The organism is Flavobacterium sp. (assembly GCF_027483985.1).
Taxonomy (GTDB): Bacteria; Bacteroidota; Bacteroidia; order Flavobacteriales; family Flavobacteriaceae; genus Flavobacterium.
The window spans coordinates 93,310-113,097 of the sequence record NZ_JAIXTJ010000020.1 but is presented as its reverse complement, the minus strand read 5'-3'; the positions used below and the strand labels follow the sequence as shown (position 1 = coordinate 113,097).

General features: G+C 31.4%; 17 protein-coding genes and 1 pseudogene. 1 reads left to right on the top strand and 17 read right to left on the bottom strand.

Annotated features, from left to right (window positions below; genetic code table 11):
* Window positions 1-2: 2 nt before the first annotated feature.
* From apaG to Q0050_RS04340, 16 genes and pseudogenes are all read right to left on the bottom strand, one after another.
* Window positions 3-389, bottom strand: a complete 387-nt coding sequence (gene apaG, locus Q0050_RS04415; protein ID WP_298392798.1) for a Co2+/Mg2+ efflux protein ApaG — start codon at window positions 387-389, stop codon at window positions 3-5.
* 68 nt (window positions 390-457) lie between these two features.
* The gene (locus Q0050_RS04410; RefSeq protein WP_298392797.1) at window positions 458-1,708 is read right to left on the bottom strand and encodes a DUF5103 domain-containing protein; all 1,251 of its coding nucleotides are present in this window, start codon (window positions 1,706-1,708) and stop codon (window positions 458-460) included.
* A gap of 62 nt (window positions 1,709-1,770) precedes the next feature.
* A complete protein-coding gene (locus Q0050_RS04405) occupies window positions 1,771-2,604 on the bottom strand; it encodes a class I SAM-dependent methyltransferase (RefSeq protein ID WP_298392796.1) in 834 nt (277 codons plus the stop codon).
* A gap of 170 nt (window positions 2,605-2,774) precedes the next feature.
* Window positions 2,775-3,059, bottom strand: a pseudogene (locus tag Q0050_RS04400) (GxxExxY protein); the annotation flags it as partial.
* Between the two features lie 185 nt (window positions 3,060-3,244).
* A complete protein-coding gene (map, locus tag Q0050_RS04395) occupies window positions 3,245-4,060 on the bottom strand; it encodes a type I methionyl aminopeptidase (RefSeq protein WP_298392795.1) in 816 nt (271 codons plus the stop codon).
* Window positions 4,061-4,267: 207 nt separating this feature from the next.
* Window positions 4,268-5,659 carry a TolC family protein gene (locus Q0050_RS04390; protein ID WP_298392794.1) on the bottom strand — a complete coding sequence of 464 codons (1,392 nt, stop codon included), beginning with the start codon at window positions 5,657-5,659 and terminating at the stop codon, window positions 4,268-4,270.
* The gene (locus tag Q0050_RS04385; RefSeq protein WP_298392793.1) at window positions 5,659-7,005 is read right to left on the bottom strand and encodes an HlyD family efflux transporter periplasmic adaptor subunit; all 1,347 of its coding nucleotides are present in this window, start codon (window positions 7,003-7,005) and stop codon (window positions 5,659-5,661) included. The genes Q0050_RS04390 and Q0050_RS04385 overlap by 1 nt, the downstream gene beginning before the upstream one ends.
* 5 nt (window positions 7,006-7,010) lie before the next feature.
* The gene (locus Q0050_RS04380; protein WP_298392792.1) at window positions 7,011-8,675 is read right to left on the bottom strand and encodes a peptidase domain-containing ABC transporter; all 1,665 of its coding nucleotides are present in this window, start codon (window positions 8,673-8,675) and stop codon (window positions 7,011-7,013) included.
* Window positions 8,676-8,677: 2 nt separating this feature from the next.
* Window positions 8,678-9,349, bottom strand: a complete 672-nt coding sequence (locus Q0050_RS04375) for a TetR/AcrR family transcriptional regulator (RefSeq protein ID WP_298392791.1) — start codon at window positions 9,347-9,349, stop codon at window positions 8,678-8,680.
* A gap of 2 nt (window positions 9,350-9,351) precedes the next feature.
* The gene (locus tag Q0050_RS04370) at window positions 9,352-10,053 is read right to left on the bottom strand and encodes a TerC family protein (protein WP_298392790.1); all 702 of its coding nucleotides are present in this window, start codon (window positions 10,051-10,053) and stop codon (window positions 9,352-9,354) included.
* A gap of 5 nt (window positions 10,054-10,058) precedes the next feature.
* Window positions 10,059-10,691, bottom strand: coding sequence for a leucine-rich repeat domain-containing protein (locus Q0050_RS04365; RefSeq protein ID WP_298392789.1), 633 nt, complete (start codon window positions 10,689-10,691; stop codon window positions 10,059-10,061).
* A 101-nt stretch (window positions 10,692-10,792) separates the two neighbouring features.
* Window positions 10,793-11,296 carry a mechanosensitive ion channel domain-containing protein gene (locus Q0050_RS04360; RefSeq protein ID WP_298392788.1) on the bottom strand — a complete coding sequence of 168 codons (504 nt, stop codon included), beginning with the start codon at window positions 11,294-11,296 and terminating at the stop codon, window positions 10,793-10,795.
* A 12-nt stretch (window positions 11,297-11,308) separates the two neighbouring features.
* Window positions 11,309-12,091, bottom strand: a complete 783-nt coding sequence (locus Q0050_RS04355) for a DUF2490 domain-containing protein (protein WP_298392787.1) — start codon at window positions 12,089-12,091, stop codon at window positions 11,309-11,311.
* Between the two features lie 59 nt (window positions 12,092-12,150).
* A complete protein-coding gene (locus Q0050_RS04350) occupies window positions 12,151-12,909 on the bottom strand; it encodes a carbonic anhydrase (RefSeq protein ID WP_298392786.1) in 759 nt (252 codons plus the stop codon).
* A gap of 164 nt (window positions 12,910-13,073) precedes the next feature.
* Window positions 13,074-14,591 carry a 2,3-bisphosphoglycerate-independent phosphoglycerate mutase gene (gpmI, locus tag Q0050_RS04345; RefSeq protein WP_298392785.1) on the bottom strand — a complete coding sequence of 506 codons (1,518 nt, stop codon included), beginning with the start codon at window positions 14,589-14,591 and terminating at the stop codon, window positions 13,074-13,076.
* A gap of 106 nt (window positions 14,592-14,697) precedes the next feature.
* The gene (locus tag Q0050_RS04340) at window positions 14,698-17,151 is read right to left on the bottom strand and encodes a DUF5916 domain-containing protein (RefSeq protein WP_298392784.1); all 2,454 of its coding nucleotides are present in this window, start codon (window positions 17,149-17,151) and stop codon (window positions 14,698-14,700) included.
* 242 nt (window positions 17,152-17,393) lie between these two features.
* On the opposite strand from Q0050_RS04340, the gene Q0050_RS04335 reads away from it, so the two are divergent.
* Window positions 17,394-18,095, top strand: a complete 702-nt coding sequence (locus tag Q0050_RS04335; RefSeq protein WP_298392783.1) for a murein L,D-transpeptidase catalytic domain family protein — start codon at window positions 17,394-17,396, stop codon at window positions 18,093-18,095.
* Here Q0050_RS04335 and Q0050_RS04330 read toward each other — a convergent pair.
* On the bottom strand, window positions 18,084-19,787 hold the full coding sequence (locus Q0050_RS04330) for a L,D-transpeptidase family protein (RefSeq protein ID WP_298392782.1): 1,704 nt from the start codon (window positions 19,785-19,787) through the stop codon (window positions 18,084-18,086). The two genes, Q0050_RS04335 and Q0050_RS04330, sit on opposite strands and share 12 nt — an antisense overlap.
* Window position 19,788: the final 1 nt, after the last annotated feature.

Sequence of the window (19,788 nt, the reverse complement as noted above, 5' to 3'; positions counted from 1 at the left end):
TATTAATTCAAGGCGTAAGGTGCGCTCAAACGAAATGTAGGTACGATTACTTTAAAGGTCTTGGTTGAGGTAAAGTTAATCATGTTAAAAAACCCACGCATTGCGCCGTGTGGTGATGATAATAAACATCCAGAACTGTAAGTGTGAGATTCTCCAGGTTTTAAAACAGGTTTCTTGCCTATAACTCCTTCGCCATCAACAATTTCTACATCGTTTAATGAATCAAATATTTCCCAGTGGCGTGACGTTAATTGAACAGAATCTTTGCTGTGATTTTCTATAGTTATCTCATAAGAAAAAGCAAAATGAATCTTGTAGTTCTTGTAGTAAGTACCTTCAAAACTAGTGATTACAGATATTTTTATGCCTCTTGTGATTTGAGAAACCATAGTAATTATTTTTTGTAAAGTTACAAAATTAATAAAAAAATTAATGTGATGTTTATGTTAAAGATTTTTTAATTGATTATATCTGTTGAAGTTGCAATTCCTTTTCCGATAACTCGATCGTACCTTTGATTGTTTTCGCGATAGTAAACTATAGCAAAATAATTATTTTCGGTTTGATAAAAATTACCATCAATTGCACTTTCATCATCAATTTTTTTACTTTTATCAGCTACGGTGTAATTGAAGTTAGTAAAACCTTGTTTAATCATTAATGCTTTTTCGTAGATTCCTTTTTTGGCGTTATAATCCATTTTATTTTCATCTGAAAGGACATTGTTGTTGAACATTCCTGTGATATAAATATCCTTGTTTTGATAAAATGATGGCGCAGACAAAGAAAAGTAAATCCAAGCATAATCGGCTTCGATTTCGTCATTTTCAGCGCTAATATTTTTTATGGCAAAATTACCATTTATATCTGGCCAATAAGTATAAGGAGTATTGGCTCTTGAATTGTTGGTGTATAAATAGCAGTTGTATAATCCGCCTTCAGTATCAATTTTTGCAATGCTATTGTTAGCCGCTCGAATGTTTTTATTTTCAAAAAATAAATATTCATTTCCCGCCCAAAATTGGGTTTCGGTATCGTATTTATAAATCAAATCATTTCCAACAGTGTACATTGGTTTTACACCAGTGATTGCATTATTAAATTTTCCATTTTGCATCAAGAGCACTTTTACATTCTGTAATGGACTTTGAAAGGTAATGGAGTTTGATTTTATGGCGAAATCTAAATTGTGTTTATATTCGACATTTTTAACCGTGCGAGCTCTTTTTACTTGCATTGGTACAGAAACCAATTGTTCGTACACAATAAACTTTCTAGAAAAAACGACTTCTTGGTCTTCGTTAACAATACTAATAATATAGTTGCCACTTACTTTTAATTGTGTCAATTTACTTGGAAACGAAATTCGGTAGTGGGAATAAATTTGTAGTGCGTTTACCGAATTGGTATAGTCTTGAATGCGTTGGTTGTCAAATCCGTTAAGGTATTCGTTTATTGATAATTGCGATTGTTTCCAATCATAATCACAATGTGTTATTTTGTAGTAATAATTGTCTTCTGTGCCGTGCAAATCATCAAATTGAAATTGAAAGCTGTCACCCAATTGAAACAACGGAATGGTATTTTGTCCGTTTTGAACAAAGGTTATTGTTTTAATATGATAGGGTGGATTTACTTCTTTTTCTTGCGAAAAGCTTATCGAAAGACTAAAGAAAAGAATTGCTAGAGATAAATATTTTTTCAACATAATGATTTTATTATCAAACGTAAAGATACTAAATATTATTATCTACAATTGTGCTAATAAAATTATTTAAAGCAAATCGGGATTATTTCGCCTTTAGCCAAACAATATTTTTCGACTAATGCTGGTGATAGTTTAGAAGTATAATCTTCTTCAACAACTTTAAAACCAATGCTTCTTAATTTGTCAAAATAATCTCTTCCGTAAACACGAACGTGGTCGTATTGCCCGAAGATTTTCGCTCTTTCTTTTTGGTCAACAATAGTATCGTCTGAAAAAGTTGTTGCTCTTGATAAATCTTGTGGAATTTGAAAGATACCCAGTCCGCCAGGTTTTAAAACTCTGTACAGTTCTTGCATCGCTTTAGTGTCATCAGGAATGTGTTCTAAAACGTGGTTGCAAAAAATAAGGTCGTAGTGGTTGTCTTCAAACGGTAAATTGCAAATATCCGCTTTAACATCAGCCAATGGTGAAAGTAAATCGGTCGTTGTGTAGTCAATATTGGTTTGCTTTTTGAAACGTTTGTAAAATTCTTGTTCAGGAGCAAAATGTAAAACCTTTAATACTGAATTTATTTCAGTATCTCGTAATCTAAAACTTTTAGTTTGTTTACTAGAAGAATCTGAATCAATTTCAGATTGAAAAAAATCAGTTTCATTTTGTAAATAAAGCCAAAGCAAACGATGTCTTTCTAACGATAATGTACTTGGAGAAAGAACGTTATTTCTTTGGTTTCCATATCCATAAGGCAAAAACATTCTAAAGCTTTTTCCATCAATAGGGTCAGTAAATCGATTTCCTTTTAAAAGAAAAGCCAAAATTGGTCGCACCACAATACTCAATCTTATTAGAATTGGTCTTGGGATTGTATTTAAGATGAACTTGAATAGTTTTTTCATTTATTATTTTTTCAAACTGAATTTTATTTTTTACACGAATTACACGAATTTGCACGAATTGAATTTGACATAAAATTTCACGAATTTTAAAACTTCGTTTTATTTCTAAATTAGCAATGTTTATAACTTGCTAATTCGTGAAAATTCGTGAAATTCGTGTAAAATCTTAATTATAAAATAATTCGTTTATATTTCAAACTGTCTTCTCCAAAATTGACTAGTAATCCCAATTTATTTTTGGAAGAAGCTAGATAATTTAGTGTTTGCTTTGTATCGCTTATTGTTAATTGTGAAATTGCTTTTACTTCAAATATTATCTCTTCATAAACTACAAAATCTGCATTATATTTTCTCGGTAGAATAATATCTTTATATTGAATTCTGTATTCTTTTTCTCTTTCAAACGGAATGTTGTTTAGTCTAAATCCATATTCTAATGCATCTTTGTAAACAACTTCGCTATGGCCTTTTCATAATATTTTATGTACTTCCATACATAAACCAACAATTTTAAAAACCTCTTCTTTTAAATAAATTTCATTCATGGCATATAATAATTAATTCAATTTTGGCGTACTGTATAATTTGTGAAATCTAACAAAATATGAATTCGTGAAAATTCGTGCAATTCGTGTAAAAATTACAACGTATAATGATTTCTAAACTCAACTTCTTCATCACTCACAATTCCTAAAGCATCATAAATGTATTTGAAAGTCGATAAAATTTCTGGTTTTCCGTTTATTAAAGCAACGTCGTGTTCAAAGTGAGCACTTGGTTTTCCGTCGGCGGTTAAAATCGTCCAACCATCTTTTAGTTGTTTGATGTTTTTTGTTCCCATATTAATCATAGGTTCAATAGCAACAACCATACCTTCAACAAATAATTTACCGCGACCTTTTTTACCATAATTTGGCATTTCTGGTTCTTCGTGCATTTTTCTTCCTAAACCGTGACCAACCAATTCACGAACTACACCATAGCCGTGACTTTCAGTATATTTTTGAATGGCATTTCCAACGTCTTCCACACGATTTCCTGCTTTAAACTCACGAATACCGATGTACAAACTTTCTTTAGTAACTTGAAGTAATTTTTTCACCTCTGGAGCTACTTCACCAATTTCAAAACTATAAGCGTGATCGCCATAAAATTCATTCATTAAAACCCCACAATCCACCGATATAACATCGCCTTCTTGCAAAGGAGTAGAATTTGGAATTCCGTGAACCACTTGCGCATTTGGACTCATACACAACGAATTTGGAAAACCATACATTCCCAAAAAGCCAGGAACTCCGCCATTGTCTCTAATAAATTCTTCAGCTAATTTATCTAATTCTAAAGTAGTTACACCTGGTTTGATCACTTTTGCAATTTCACCTAGTGTTTTAGAAACTAATAACGCACTTTGGCGCATCAACTCAATTTCTTCTCTCGTTTTTGGAATAATCATTTTTCAAATTTTGTGACTGCAAAAATACATTATTCTTACAATAAAAAATAATGGTATTCACAATATAAATTAGGAGCGAATGGCTCGGGAATTCTTGGATTCCATTTTCCTGCTATCCATTACAATAAAGAATGTCCCGAAAAACTCGAGACATTCTTTATTTTCATTGCTATCAGGGCTACTTAGTACTTGTCTTTTGTAAAATTATCAATCCGGATTGGCCATAATTTTAAACAATTCAGCATTCGAAATTAAATAGCGATTCTCCAAACTCAATTCAGATAATTGTGAACTAACCAAGTTGTTTTCTCTCGAGTTGATTAAGAAAATTGAACTTTCTCCAAACGAAAACAATCGTTCTTCTGAACCTAGCATCGTATTATAATCTCTAACTAATTCGTTTATCAATTTGCGTTGCTTTTCTAACGAGTTGATTTCGGTTTGTTGTGCGTTGATTTTGTTTTTAAGTTGCACACGTTCCAAATCTAACGAATACCTTGTGTCTTGAATTTTGAATTTAGCCAGTTGCAATCCGCCGCGCTCTTTTCGAAGAAATAGTGGAAAACTAAAATTCACACCCACTTTGTAATTATTAAAATTAGTATCATTCCAATAATTAGGTTCCGATAGATAATGATAACCTAGATCGATTTTTGGAAGAAGTGCGTTGGCTTTTAACTTGCGTTCGACTTCTAAAATGGCAATTTTACTTTCTAAAGAATTAATTTTTGGATGGTCTTCTATCGAAATTGTTTCGGTTAATAACTCATTAGTTTTTAACGTTTCTCTAATGGTGTTTTCAACTTTGCTTTCCGGAATGATAGTATCTTGTAATTCCAGTGGTACATTGTTTTCTAACCATAAAAAATTGGATAATTCTAATTTAGCTTTGGCTAATTTTAGTTGAGAATCTTCTAGACTTAATTTTCTATTTCTAACAATTATTCCAGCTTCAACACTATCTATTGCAGGTTTGTCTCCGTTTTTTATTAAACTAGCAACGCCTTCAAAACGGATGGCTGCATTTTTTAAATATTCAGAATACAATTGTACTTCGCTGTAGTTTCGTTTCCAATTAAAGTACGCAACCGATGCGTTGTATAAAACTTCAATAGCTTGTAATTTTCGCTCAGCTTGACTCAATTGAATTTGAATTTTTGCTTTTCTAACATCGGCCATTCGCTGGTTGATAAACAATCCTTGACCAAGCGGAATATTAATTCCAAGTGAAGTCAATCCTTGATTTGGTAAAGAGTTTTGCGGATTTAAAAATACACCTTCGCTATTGTCAAAACCTGCTTTAACTTCAATACCATACCAAGTCGGAATTTTGAAACTACTGTTTAAAATAGAATAATATTCTTTTTCTTTAAATTGCTTCTTATCAAAATCTACTTCAATTTTTGGATCAAATCCGCCGCGTGCCATCATTAAATTGGCTTGCGCACTATTGACCTCAAGATTGGCGCTTTTCACCATTGGATGGTATTTTTTTACGTAACCCAGAAACTCGTTGTAACTAAGTTCTTGCAGGTTTTGATTTTGTCCAAACAAAAAGCTACTGAAAAATAATACTATAAAAACTTGAATTTTTTTCATTACTTTTTCTCTTTTGATGTTTCACCTTTAGGTTGGTAATAATTTGGAGGAAAACCATTTAAAGTTCGCCATAGTTCAAACCAAATTGGCACATTGTCTAGCAAAGCCAGTGTTTGTGCACCCGAACCAATACTAATTTGTTTTGGCCAAGCATCATCGGTTTCGTCGGGAGCAATTAAAACTCTAAATTTGCCGTTTGGTGAAATGAAGTTTTCTACTGCAACAATTTTTCCGCCAAAGGTTCCGTAACTCATATTTGGCCATCCTGAGAATACTACTGTTGGCCAACCATCAAACCAAATTCTGACTTTTTCACCTTTGTGAATTAATGGTAAATCGGTTGGAGAAACATAGGTTTCCACTGCAATATCATATTTTGATGGCATTATGCTCACAATTTGAGTTCCTTCTTTTACGGTTTCACCAATTCCTGACTGAATAGCGCGATTGACATAACCATCTTGTGGCGCTTTTATGTAATATAGTCCGTTACGAATTTGATAATTTACATATTGATTTTGTAATTTATTAACTTGAGCTTCGGTATCATATTGGCTGCTTAACGCTGTAAACTGATCACTTTGTGCTTTAGATGATTTTTCGGCATATTCTGCACTGATTCTATTTATTTCAACTTTGGCATTTATTAATTCGTTTTTGCTAGCTAGAAGTTTGTTTTCTTGTGTGATGATTTTGGCTTCAACTTCTTGCAATTTCAATCTTTTTTCTTCGACATCGGTTAATGGTTTTAATCCTTCTTTGTTTAAAGTTACCGAACGATTGAATTGTGTAGTAGCAATTTTTATTTGCGTTTTCACCGCTTCCAAATCCATACTATCACTTTTCACCTTTAATACTCCTTGACGAATTTTATTTTGCGCTTGTTGTAATTTTAAGACGCGCTCGTTTTCGATAGCTTTGATTTGTGCAGAAAGTGAGGTGACTTTTCCGCCATAAGATTGTCCCGACATTTTTTTAGCATCAACCTGACTTTTAGTGTTTTGAACTAAATTAGGGTCAAAATAATCTTCTTTAATTTCAGAAATGAAAAGAATTGTGTCGCCTTTTTTTACGTAATCACCTTCTTGAACATACCATTTTTCTATTCTTCCGGCAATGGCTGTTTGAATAGTTTGTGGTCTTTGATTAGGTTTTAGTGTAGTAACCGCACCTGAACCAGATATGTTTTGTGTCCAAGGCAGAAATAATATGATTAAACCAATTAGAGAAACATACAGTATTATTTTGTTTAATATTTTATAATGCGGTCGGTTCGCCAAATTTTTAACGGTGCTGTAGTGCTCAATATTTTCGGTAATCGGATTTTTTTTAGATATATTTAGCATAACAATTAAAGTTTAGAATCTGCAATTATTTTTCCATTTTCCATTTTGATGTTTCGGTTGCATTTTTGTTTCCAATAATCATTTTTTGAAGAAACAATTACGGTCCATTTGTGTTTAGGATCGGTAATGAAATCGATAATCTCTAAGGTTGCTTCTCTATCCATTTTGTCTAAAGGTTCTTCATAAAACAAAATTTTAGGTTTGCCAACAATACTTCTAGCCAAAAGAATTTTTTGCGCATTTGAAGATGATAGTTGTCGTCCTTCAGGGAAAATTTTGGTGTCTAATCCGTCAGGTAATGTTTTTATGAACGAGCCTAATTTTACGCTTTCGATGGCCCATTTTACATTCTCGTGAGAAACCAGCGGATTGTTGAAAGTAATATTTTCTAATATTGTTCCTTCAAATGGTGTTTCACCTTGAGTGATGGTTCCGATTTGAGAGCGATATTGGGCTAAGTCAATTTTGCGATAAGTATCATCGTTGATAAAAAATGAACCTGATGTGGGCTGCATTGCACCTGATAAAACTCTAGTAAGTGTTGTTTTTCCTGAACCGTTTTCACCTTCAAGATAAATTTTTTCTGATGGTTCAATTTTCAGATTTATTTTATCTAAAACATCATCAGTAGAATCAGGAAATTTAAATCTAAGGTTTTCCGTTTCTAAAGAGATGTTGGTAAAACAATAATCTTGATTTTTAGATTGTGGTTCTTCGATGTTCAAGTCTACAATTTGTCCGATTTTTTCAACAGATGTTAAAACGTCGTACAAACTTTCTAACCCAATAATTATCTTTTCAACGGAATTGATAACTAATAAAATGATGATTTCGGCAGCAACGAATTGTCCGATATTCATTTTTTGATTCAAGACTAAATAACCACCAATTAATAGTAATCCCGCAGTAATAATTACCTTGAAAACGATTAGTTGAGTGAATTGTCTTTTGATAATTTTAAAGTGTTTTTCTCTGTAGCCAATATATTCTTCAACCAGATGGTTGTTTTTGTTTAGCGCAAAATCAAAGTTATCTTGTTTTCTAAAACTGAAATTATTTCGGGCAATTTCTTGCAACCAACTGGCAACTTTATATTTGTATTTAGATTCTTTTAAACTAGATTCTAAACCTGATCTGTATGAAAATTTAAAAATAGAGTAGAGCAGCGCAATCAATAAAATTCCAAAAAATATAAAAAACGGATGGTATAATGATAATAAAAGGATACCAAACAAAATTTGTAAAAGTGCCGTTGAGAAATCTATCAGCAATTTAGAGGTTCCTTTTTGGATGGAAATTGTGTCAAAAAAGCGATTAGCCAGTTCAGGTGGATATTGATTGTAGAGTTCTTCAAATTTAATTTTTGGCAAACGATAACTGAATTCAAAAGAAGAACGCACAAATATTTTTTGTTGTAAATTCTCGGTAATTCTTAATTGCATTAAGGATAAAATTCCAACAAGAGCTACGCCAATCACTACGATAACAACAAGTACAATCCAAGAAACACTTACTTGTCCAGCTTGAATTAAGTTGATAATGGCTTGTATTCCTAAGGGCAATGATAAACTTACTAATCCTGCAAAAATAGCATAAAACACAATTTGAGAAATATCTCTTTTGTCTAGCTTAAGTAAGTTGAAAAATCGTTTTAAAGGTGTTTGATTCATAACTATCTTAATGTATTTTTTATTAAATTAATGTAAAAATCGGTTGGTGAAACGGTTTCATTACAATTAGTAATTGTTTTTAAATGGTCTTTTAAAAAGTGTTGGTGCAATGCTCCTTCCACAATAGACGATGCTAAACTTTTGGCATAAGGATATTCTGGATTTACTTCAGTAATCATTTCGATAATTCTGTTGATTACTCTTTTGTAAACTAGAAAAAAACCAATTTTATTTTCTTCATCTACTTCTTTTGTAAGTAACGTTTTAGTAAACTCTTGAATAATAATTCGGTTTAAAACTGATTCATTAATGTGTAATGTTGTTGAATCATCTTCTACTTTTTCTGTAACAATGGTAATTCCTTTTATCAATCGTTCCATCGGATTGGAAACATTGGTTGTTGCGAAGGCTAATTTGTATTCTATCCAACCCCAATACCAAGAAGATAAATACAACAACAATTTATGTTTGCTTTCGAAATAACGATAAATCGAGCTTTCGTTAGAGCTGATTTTTTCGCCTAATTTTTTGAAAGTAAAATTTTCAAAGCCAATTTCATCTATTAAAAGAATACTTTGTTCTATGATTTTTTTACCTAATTCCGACGTTTCAGGATTTTTAACGTATAATTTATCATTAACAGCAATGATGATATTAGAAAGTATATTGTGCATTTTTATTTAGTATTATTTGAGGGAACAGTTTTCATTTGAATTACATCGACTAAAAAGGCAAATGCCATCGAGAAATAGATATATCCTTTTGGTATTTCATAATGAAATCCTTCAGCAATTAAGGACACACCAATCATCATTAAAAAGCAAAGTGCTAAAATTTTAAACGATGGATGTTTAGAAATAAATGTGCTGATAGGTCTTGAGGCGAATAACATTATTACCACTGTGACAATTACTGCTGTATACATCACCCAAAGTTCATCAACCATACCAACAGCAGTGATAATTGAATCAATAGAAAATACTAAATCCAACAAAATTACTTCGCCTAAAAGTTTAGAAAAAGTTCCTTTTTTGGGAAGTTCACCTTCGTGAGAATTGGCGATTTCTGTTTTGTGATAAATTTCTTTGGTGCTTTTGTAGATTAAAAATAATCCTCCGACAATTAGAATTAAACCTTTTCCGGTGAAGTCAATTTCAAACAATGAAAACAATGTTTTATCTAATTTTAATATCCAAGAAATAAAGGCAAGCAAGGCTAATCGCATTATCATTGCCAAACCAATTCCCCAATAACGAAGTTTGTTTCGTTGACTTTCAGGAAGTTTGTCAGCTAAAATTGAAATAAAAATAATGTTGTCTATTCCTAGAATTACTTCTAGAGCAATTAATGAAATTAAAGGTATTAAGGCATCCATCATAGTTCTTAAAAATTAATTTTGAATCCGAAATTTAGATTTTTCATATCTTGTAATTCGGGTTTGATTTTGTTGTCTTTTAAATCAAGGTATTTTAAATGATCTAAGGCTTCCAATTTTGGAACATCTTTAAATCTGTTGTTGTTCAAATACAGTGATTCTAAATTTTTAAATAGTAATAACTCATTTGGCAAAGCAGATAAATTATCGTTTTCAAGATGTAACGATTTTAATTTGGGAAGTTTTGATAAAACAGAAAGTGTTTTTGGGAGATTCATGTTTTTTTCATTGTTCAAATAGATCTCTTCTAAATTGGTTAAATTAGAAAACTCTTCGGGCAAATTTTTAAAGTCGTTGCCGCTTAAGTCAAGCGTTTTTAATGATTTGATTTTTGTAATAGCAACCGGAATTTCTTTCAAATGGTCACCATTCAAGTTCAGATATTCAAGATTTACGAATCGTGACCATTGTTCATCAGATAAGTTAATTTCTTGAGTAGTAACTTTCATTCTAAAGACTTTTTCAGGATTTTTTAAAGCTTCAGTAAGTGAAGTAAAATCTTTTTCGGTCTCATTATTTTGTGCAAATGATAGATTAAATACTGCTATAAATAGCGCGGATATATAATAAATTTTTTTCATACTACTATTAATTTAATGATGAGACAATAATTTCAATTGCAAAGATAATAGTATTACTATTAATAAATTCAATTTCACTATTATTTTAGTTTTTTTTTAACCTATTGACTTTTTGATTCTGAAATGGCAACTGATTTTTGTAGAAGTAACGAGTTAGGAATGGTAATAATCTTGCCGTTTTCTAATTTTAAATGGAGGAAGAAATAGGTTAAGTCAGTAATTTCTCCTTCAAACGAATAGTCTTTATCTAATATTTCAATTTTATCGCCAATTTTTAAAGGATGATTGAAAAATAAAATAATGCTTGATGTAATATTTGATAATAAAGACCATTGAGCAAAAAATGCTATTCCGAAGGCAGTTAATATGGTACTTGCAAATAGTGCAATTTCGTTTTGCTTTAAACCCCAAATGGCGCCAATTAATATAAATGATGTGATCAAGAAAATTAGGTTCAGTGCTTTTATCATAATTTTTCTACGACCTCTTTCTAATTGCGTATTTTTCAAAAGGTTATTGATAGCAACTTTTGTTGTAAAATAGCAAATAATATAGGTAACAATTACGATAGCAGTTTCTATAATTTGAATATCAATTGTTTTCATTTGGATGGGATTTTACTTTTCTTTTTTTGAAGTCAAATCAAAGTTGAAATTGGTATTGATGATTAAGCCATTATTGTATTGAAATACATTTCTGTTATTAACTTCTCTTCCAAGCTGCAATGTCTGGTTTAGATAGCCTGCTTCAATACGTAAACTCGAATTGAATCGGTATCCTAAAACCAATCCAAATCTATTTTGATCAAAAATATTTTCATTTACATTTTTGCCAAAACCTATAAATAGTTCGTCATAAGCAGCAATATAGGGTGTTTTGTTGTCGATTTTATCTCCTTTTAATGGCATTTGTAATCGCACCATATATCGAAATCTATTCAGCAATGGAAATTGATCTTCACTTGATAACGAAGCATTAGAATATCTTCCAACCCATCGTTGTTCCAACATAAATCGATGTGAAATATCTAGTTTGGATATTTTGTCGTTGATGGTTACCATTTGAAATGCACGATGTTCTGTGAAATCTTTTCCCATTCCATTTAGTGGTGTTTCTCCATAAGGATAGGTTTCAATCCAAGCATATCCAAGTCGTAATTGCACTTTTTGATTCAATTGATAGTTTAAACCAACGCGAAGTAATCCTTGTTGTTTATCTGTTATAAAATTATCTCTTCGCAATTGGTATTCGCTGTGAATACTGTATTTGTCATTCAATTTGAAAGTTCCAAAATAGTTATACCAACCAATATCGTTTCGTTCGTTTTTACGAGTATTTTGTGAGTAAGATTGGTTAATTGAAAAGATTATAGTAAGTAATAATAAATAGTTTAGCTTCATAATTGTATAAAGGTTATAAAAGCTATGGTTAAATGATAACCATAGCTTTTAAGTTTTTATTATTTTTTTGGTTGAGGTAAATTCTTTAGAGTTTCTTCTAGAAATTCAACTTTACCAGTGTGAATATCGTAAACAGCTCCAACAATTAATATTTCTCCATCAACATATTTTTTGTGTAATATAGGTTCTAAATCTCTAAGATTATTAACTTGATCAATTACGTTTTGTCTTACAGCATTGTTTACTTTATCGCCAGGTAGATGAGCGCATTTAGCTACTGCAGGTTTGATTTCGTTAATCAAGGTTACTATATGTCCGGGTACATTTTCAGGTCGAGCTACAGCTGCTGCTACAGCACCACATTCGGTGTGGCCAAGTACTACAATTAGTTTGGTTTTTAATTTTAGGGTTGCAAATTCCATACTTCCATAAGATGCTGCAGCCGAAACTTGACCTGCTGTTCTAATGATAAATAAATCACCAAGTCCTTGGTCGAAAATCATTTCGTTTGGCACACGTGAATCACTACAGCCCACAATTGTTGCAAAAGGTTCTTGACCAGTTTCGAGTTTTTTGACCGTATTCATGTCTTGCCTTGGCTTAATTGATTTACCCTCAATAAATCGTTTATTACCGCCCATAAGTTTCTTCAAGCCAATTCTTGGATCGACATAAGCTGAATCTCTGTCTACAACATAGTGTTCTTTTTTCCAAGCAACAGAATCAATTACTTTTTTAGCTCTTTTAGTTTCTTTTTTTTGTGCGAATGAAGCTGTCGAAATTAGTAATGCTGCTCCTAGCAAAATTAAATTTTTCATATTAACAATTTTTAAAAGTTTTACATTTTTATTTGATACAAATATATACAAATATAATAGTAATACTATCAATTTTGTAATTTTAACTTTTATTTATAAATTTCAAAAAAAAAAAAGAGACTCAAATTAATGAATCTCTTTAAAGACCTTTTAATAGTTTTCTGTTATAGTAACGAATGTTGCGTCATAACTTTGGGTTTTTCAATTCCCATTAAATCTAAAATAGTAGGAGCAATGTCACCCAAAACACCATCGTGAATGGTTTTTAATTCTTTGTCAACCAATATAATTGGCACCGGATTGGTGGTGTGTGCGGTGTTTGGTGAACCATCAGGATTGATCATAGTTTCACAATTTCCGTGATCAGCTATTATTATTGTGGTGTAGTTATTTTCTAAAGCAGTTTCAACGACTTCTTTTACGCAAGCATCAACGGCTTCACAAGCTTTTATTGCCGCCGCCATTACGCCAGTGTGTCCAACCATATCACCATTGGCAAAATTGAGACAAACGAAGTCAACTTCACCTTTTTTAAGTTCTGGAATTAAAGCGTCTTTCAATTCAAATGCGCTCATTTCTGGTTGTAAATCGTAGGTAGCAACCTTTGGTGAATTTCTTAAAATTCTAGTTTCTCCTTCAAACGGAATTTCTCTTCCGCCAGAAAAAAAGAAGGTAACGTGCGGATATTTCTCGGTTTCGGCAATTCTAATTTGTTTTTTACCAGCTTTTTCTAAAACTTCACCAAGCGTTTCTGTGATATTGTCCTTATCATAAATTACGTGAACATTCTTATAAGTATCATCATAATTGGTCATCGTCACATAATACAAATTCAATTTATGCATATTGAATTCAGGAAAATCAGTTTGTGATAAAACTTCGGTTAGTTCGCGACCACGATCGGTTCTGAAATTAAAAAAGATAACCACATCATCATTCTCAATTTTGGCTAGCGGTTGATTGTTTTCATCGACCATAACTAGTGGTTGAATAAATTCATCGGTGATATTTTCGTTGTAACTTTGTTGGATACTTTCCACAGCATTTGTAGAACGTTTTCCTTCAGAATGCACCAATAAATCGTAAGCTAGTTTTACTCGTTCCCAGCGTTTATCTCTATCCATTGCATAATATCGCCCGATGATTGTTGCGATTTTTGCTTTGGAATCTTTTACATAATCTTGAAGATTTGCAATATCAAGTAAAGCCGATTTTGGATCAACATCACGACCATCAGTAAAGGCGTGAACAAATACTTTTTCTAAACCATATTCTTGTGCGGCTTCCAATAATCCGTAAAGATGTGAAGTATGCGAATGCACTCCACCATTAGAAACTAATCCTAAAAAATGTACTTTCTTATCGTTTTCAAGAGCATATTTGAAAGCATCTAGAAGCGGTTGTTCCTGATTAACTGTTTTATGTTCTACGGCTAAGTTTATTCTTGCTAAATCTTGATATACAATGCGACCCGCGCCAAGATTCATATGACCAACTTCAGAGTTTCCCATCTGACCTTCGGGCAAACCAACGTTTAAACCGTCGGTTCTAAGTTGTGCATTTGGATATTTAGTATATAAACTATCTATGAAGGGAACGTTGGCATTATCAATTGCTGAAACTTTTGGGTCTGGAGATTTTCCCCAACCGTCAAGAATCATAAGGATTACTTTTTTATTCATTTTTGAATTTGTTTTACACAAATATACGCATTTGCGAAAATTCAAAAGTGAAGTTAAGGCTAATTTTTATTGAAAAATAACGAAAACGTTTTAGCTATTTTGGCAATTATTTTTTTGAAAACCAGTTTTTAGTAGAGTTATAATCAATAAAATAACGGATACTAATTGATAATATATGATCTAATTTTTCGTGATTAATTAAGTTGTTTGCCGTTTTGGTTAAACTGCGACTAAAATCAGTACCATAATCGCTCAAAAATGAATTGTTTCGGTATAAAACTGATAGTTGACTTCCTGGTGCAAACCACCAAGTATAAGAAAGGTCTAAATTCCAAGTAGCGAAATTTTCGTTGTTATTGTCGGTTATTGAAACGCCATCAAGTAAATCTCCGTTGTTAAGTAATAAATAATATTGATGATTGTTTACATAAGACCAGTATTTTCTCACCACTAAATTAAAATTCATTACATTATTTAAAGAATATTTGCCCGAAATTGAATTACTATAAGATATGACATCTCTTCTTGCAAAAATGGTATTTGTTCCATCTGTGGTTAAGAATCCTTTATCATTATTTTGTCTGTCAAAACTAAATTCATAAACCAAAGCAAACCTATCAGAGAATCGGTAGCGTGGTGCAAAAAATACGCCATAATTCTTTCTGCCTTTTTCGTTAAGGTAATTCATAAAAGGATTAAAATCGATAGCAAACTTTTTAGCATAGTTTGTTGAAATAAAAATATTTCCACCAAATCTTTTAGGTTGCGTCACATATTTTCTTTGGTCTGCAGAACGAGGCGTGTAAAAGTCATAAACATCAGTTGGTCTTCCGTTGAAGCCAAATCCAAAATAATTATTTTTCTTATTTACCGAATTGTAGTTTAAATTAACACTATGTTCTTGAATTCTACCGGTTCTATTATCAAATTCTGTATAGTAATTTATGTTTGTACTAAAAGAGTTGAATTTTTTAGAAGGTTTTAAGATTCTATAACTTGCATTTCCATAATAAGCTTGATAATGATTTTGAAAATTGATGCCTAGATCATTTGGATCGTAATTATCAGATACATATTGTCCTCCAATACCATATCGGATTTTTCCGCTGGTGTCTCCAAAATATAGATCGGTATTGTATCCTTTTTTGTCTTTTTTATCTCCGTATTCGTTAATGTAACTGTATTTGAAACCACCATTCAAATTGTAAGTATTTTTTTTGGTATTTAAATCAAATACCAAAGCAGAAACGTTGGCATCACGAAACTCTTGATTCCTTGTAACATTTGTATTGATAAAACTTACAGAAGAGTTTTTTCTAAAACGTTGATCCAAAACTAATATATTAAAATTAGCAAGTGGTTCGATGACTTCTCTCCTTGTGTTTCCTGTTGTTGTATTTGTAATATCAGCATAGGTTTTTTCGGTAACTGCGTTTAGAACTCCAATTCCTAAACCACCTTTGGTTCTGCCTGAAATTTTCAAAGCATTTAATAAATTAACTTTTCCTGGAATTTCAACAGCTTCTTCATCGGCCTGTAATTTAGCATTCAATTCGCTTCCTCTTAACGATGGTCTACCGCCAATTCTTCTTGAATAAAAGATGTTTCCTTTGTTAAATAAGTCGGTTCCTTCGGTAAAGAAAGGTCGGTTTTCATTGAATTGTTGTTCGAACGGTCCAAGATTTAAAACTACTTTGTCAAATGCTGCTTGTCCAAAATCAGGTACTAATATGGCATCTAATGTGAAAGCATCGTTTATACCATATTTAATATCCAATCCACCTTTAAATTCACCTTTAGCTTTAGTATAATCATTCGCGTTTATATATTGCGAAATGTAAGGAATCAAAAATAATCTAGTTGGCGTTTTAATGTTTTCGATTCCTTCGAGAATTCCGGCTTGATTGCTTTCAGAGGAAATTTTGTTATCAATTAAATTCCAAGTATATTGAAAACGGTCTCTAAAGATTTCTCTGTAAAAGTTTAAACCCCAAGTTTGTTTGCTTTCTGATGAAAAACGAATTGCCGCATATGGAATTTTCATCTCAACTGCCCAGCCATAATCTGTAATTGCAACTTGGCTGTTCCAAATAGCATCCCAAGAAGAGTCTTCGCCATTAGCATCGGTATACAAGATATCTTGCTGAACTCCAGCTGCACTTACAAAAAAACGGAATTCTTGTTGTCCATCGTTGTATCCATTAATAAAAACCCCAAAGTGATCTGCTGAAACAAAGTTATCTCTGGTAGTTAATTCTCTACGAATTTTTGTCGGTTCGTTGTCGTATAATTTAGCTGCGATATAAATGGCGTCGTTGTTATAAACAACTTTCACCTCTGTTTTTCTTTCTTTTAATTCAGGTTTGCCATTATCTGGAGCTATCATAAAGAAGTCAGTAGCAATTGCGGTATTTTCCCAAACGGATTCATTAAATTTTCCGTCGATTGTGATTTTTTCTTCACTGAATTTTGTTGTTAAGCTTTTTTTAGGAACTTGTGAAAAGCAAAAAGTCGTTGCTACAAGGCAAGCAAAGTGAAAAATATTTTTTTCTTTGAACATTATCTTCATGTTATGTAGGCAAATATAAATCTTTAATAAACATAACACAATTTTAATTTTGTTAGTATGTCGGTGCTGTTTTTATATTTTGAGCATAAAATAATTATAAGAAAAATAAGATGTATTAATTATAAAAATGTAATTTATCGGTAAATATTGTAATTTATCGATAATTTTTATAAAAATAATTTGATAGATAATTTTTGGTTTAGTATGTTTGCCAACCCTTATAATCTACTAAAATGAAATTAATTGCAATTCTATCGGCGTCACTTCTCGTGGTTATGTCTTTTTTTTCTCCCAAAAAAGAAGCTAAAATAACTCGTAGTGTAGCAAAGGTCAACACTGCGAAAATGATGAATGTGGTTTATAATTCTTTAGAACCAAATCGTTTTAAAATGCCTAAATTAGAAAGTTTTTCAAATGCTTTTAAAGGATATCAACTTTTAAAAGAAAAAGGTGTATTAAAAAAAGACATTATTACCATAATAGATTTTAGTTTAAGTTCAAGAGAAAAAAGACTTTGGATCATTGATATGAAAACTAATGAAATACTTTTAAATACTTTTGTAGCTCACGGAAAAAATTCGGGTACTGATTATGCCGTAAATTTTTCTAACAAAAATGAATCCTACAAGAGTAGTTTAGGTTTTTTTAGTACCGGTGAAGTATATCAGGGCAAACACGGAATATCTTTAAAACTAGATGGTTTAGAAAAAGGAGTAAATGATAATGCAAGAAAAAGAGCAGTTGTTCTTCACGGTGCCGATTATGTCTCAAAAAAATTCATAAAAGCACATCATAGATTAGGAAGAAGTCAAGGTTGTCCTGCAGTTCCAGTGGAATTAAGTAAAAAAATCATTAATACAATAAAAGGAAAGTCTTGCTTATTTATTTATCATCCATCAAGAGGTATTGTGAATAAAGCTAAATTAATATCGTAGTTTGCTATATAAGTTAGCATCTAAACAATAAATATCTTCTCTAAAATTTAAAACACCATTGTTTTCCCAAGCAGTCCAATATAATTGATGAATGTAGATGTCTTCATTAATTTTTACTACGATTGTTTTTAACTCGGGTTTAGGTTGCGGTTTCTTTTCAATTATATAATTCGGATTTTTTGCTAGTAGTTTGGCATTTAATTTGTCAAGCTGCTTTTGTTTAGCTTTCTGCAATTTGTAATAATACTTAATATCTGTAGTATCTTTTATTCTTTTGTAAGACCATTTTGTGGTGTCGTTAATAATGTAGCTTGCCATTTCTAATGGTTTTTCTAAACGCACGCATCCAGAACTCAACGAGCGATAAGAAAATGCAAAATAATCGCGATGGTTGGTATCGTGAAGATATACTGAATATTTATTTGGAAAATTAATTTTCATTGAACCCAACGAATTGTTTCTTCCCGGATCTTGAACATATTTATATTTGTTAGCATCCTCTTTTTTCCAGGTATGCGGATTAATTTCATTATTTTTTCTATCAAATATTTTCAATCCTTTTTTTCTAAAAACACCTCTATCTTTTTCGGCTTCGGGATAAATATCCTCTTTTAGAATTGTTGGAGGAACAGTCCAATTAGGATTTAAATTTATATTTGATATTTTGGATTCTAATATTGGTGTTGGTCTTGTTTCTTTGCCTACAACTATTTTTTGAATTTGTGTAGTATCTTTTTCTTTTACGGCAACAATACTATAATCAGGTATGTTAATAAGAAGGTAGTGATTTCCAAAATCGTTAGCAAACCATCTCCATCGTTCCATATTTACAACAACTTGTTCAATTCTTTGGTTTCTTGAATAATTTAATGCGTCAATAGTACTTCTTCCAATTACAGCATCTGGTCTCAAACCATGTCTCGTTTGAAAAATCTTAACTGCATCTTGGGTTTTTTTGTCGTATAATGTTGATAAAATAGTGTCTTTTTCTATCATATCGCCCCAATACATCAGCCTTTTTTTAATGATAGGAATGTATTTGTTTTTTTTATTTGGAATTATTCGTTCTTTTAAATCAATCAAATTATAAGTAGTTTCTTCAGGAAATTGTTTTAACAACGCTAGACAATTTTTAAGTTTTTTATAGATAATATGACTTGGTTTGCAATTTTCAATGGCTTGATCAAAATTATTGTTGTCTATGCAATCAAAAAGTATTTCATTGACGTTTACTTTTTTCTCTTTCAAATCCCAATCTTTATAGAGTTTTTTGGGATTGAGTTTTCCTTTGCTAATATGATTTACATACAATTGCGCACTTGAGGTAAGAAGCAAGTCATATTTTACAATGGTAGAATCTGGAAGTTCTTCATATTTTAATTCAAATGATTTTAGAATTTGATGATTGTAGTCTTTAGATTCTAGTCCTTCATTTGTAGCAACACCTATTTCATTGATTAAAAAATCTCTGTGCTCTTTGTTTGTCCAAGCTACTTCATAATTATACTTTTTGTAAAATGACTTGAAATCTTCGTCTTTTGAGGCATTAATCAACATTGAATCTATTTTGATTTTATCTCTATTAAAAAATGAGATGTCAATAAACGAGGCATTCGAAAAAGAATCGTTGGGATTAGATCTTTTGCAACCAGATAGTGAAACAAGTATAATAAAAACGTAAAATTTATTCATA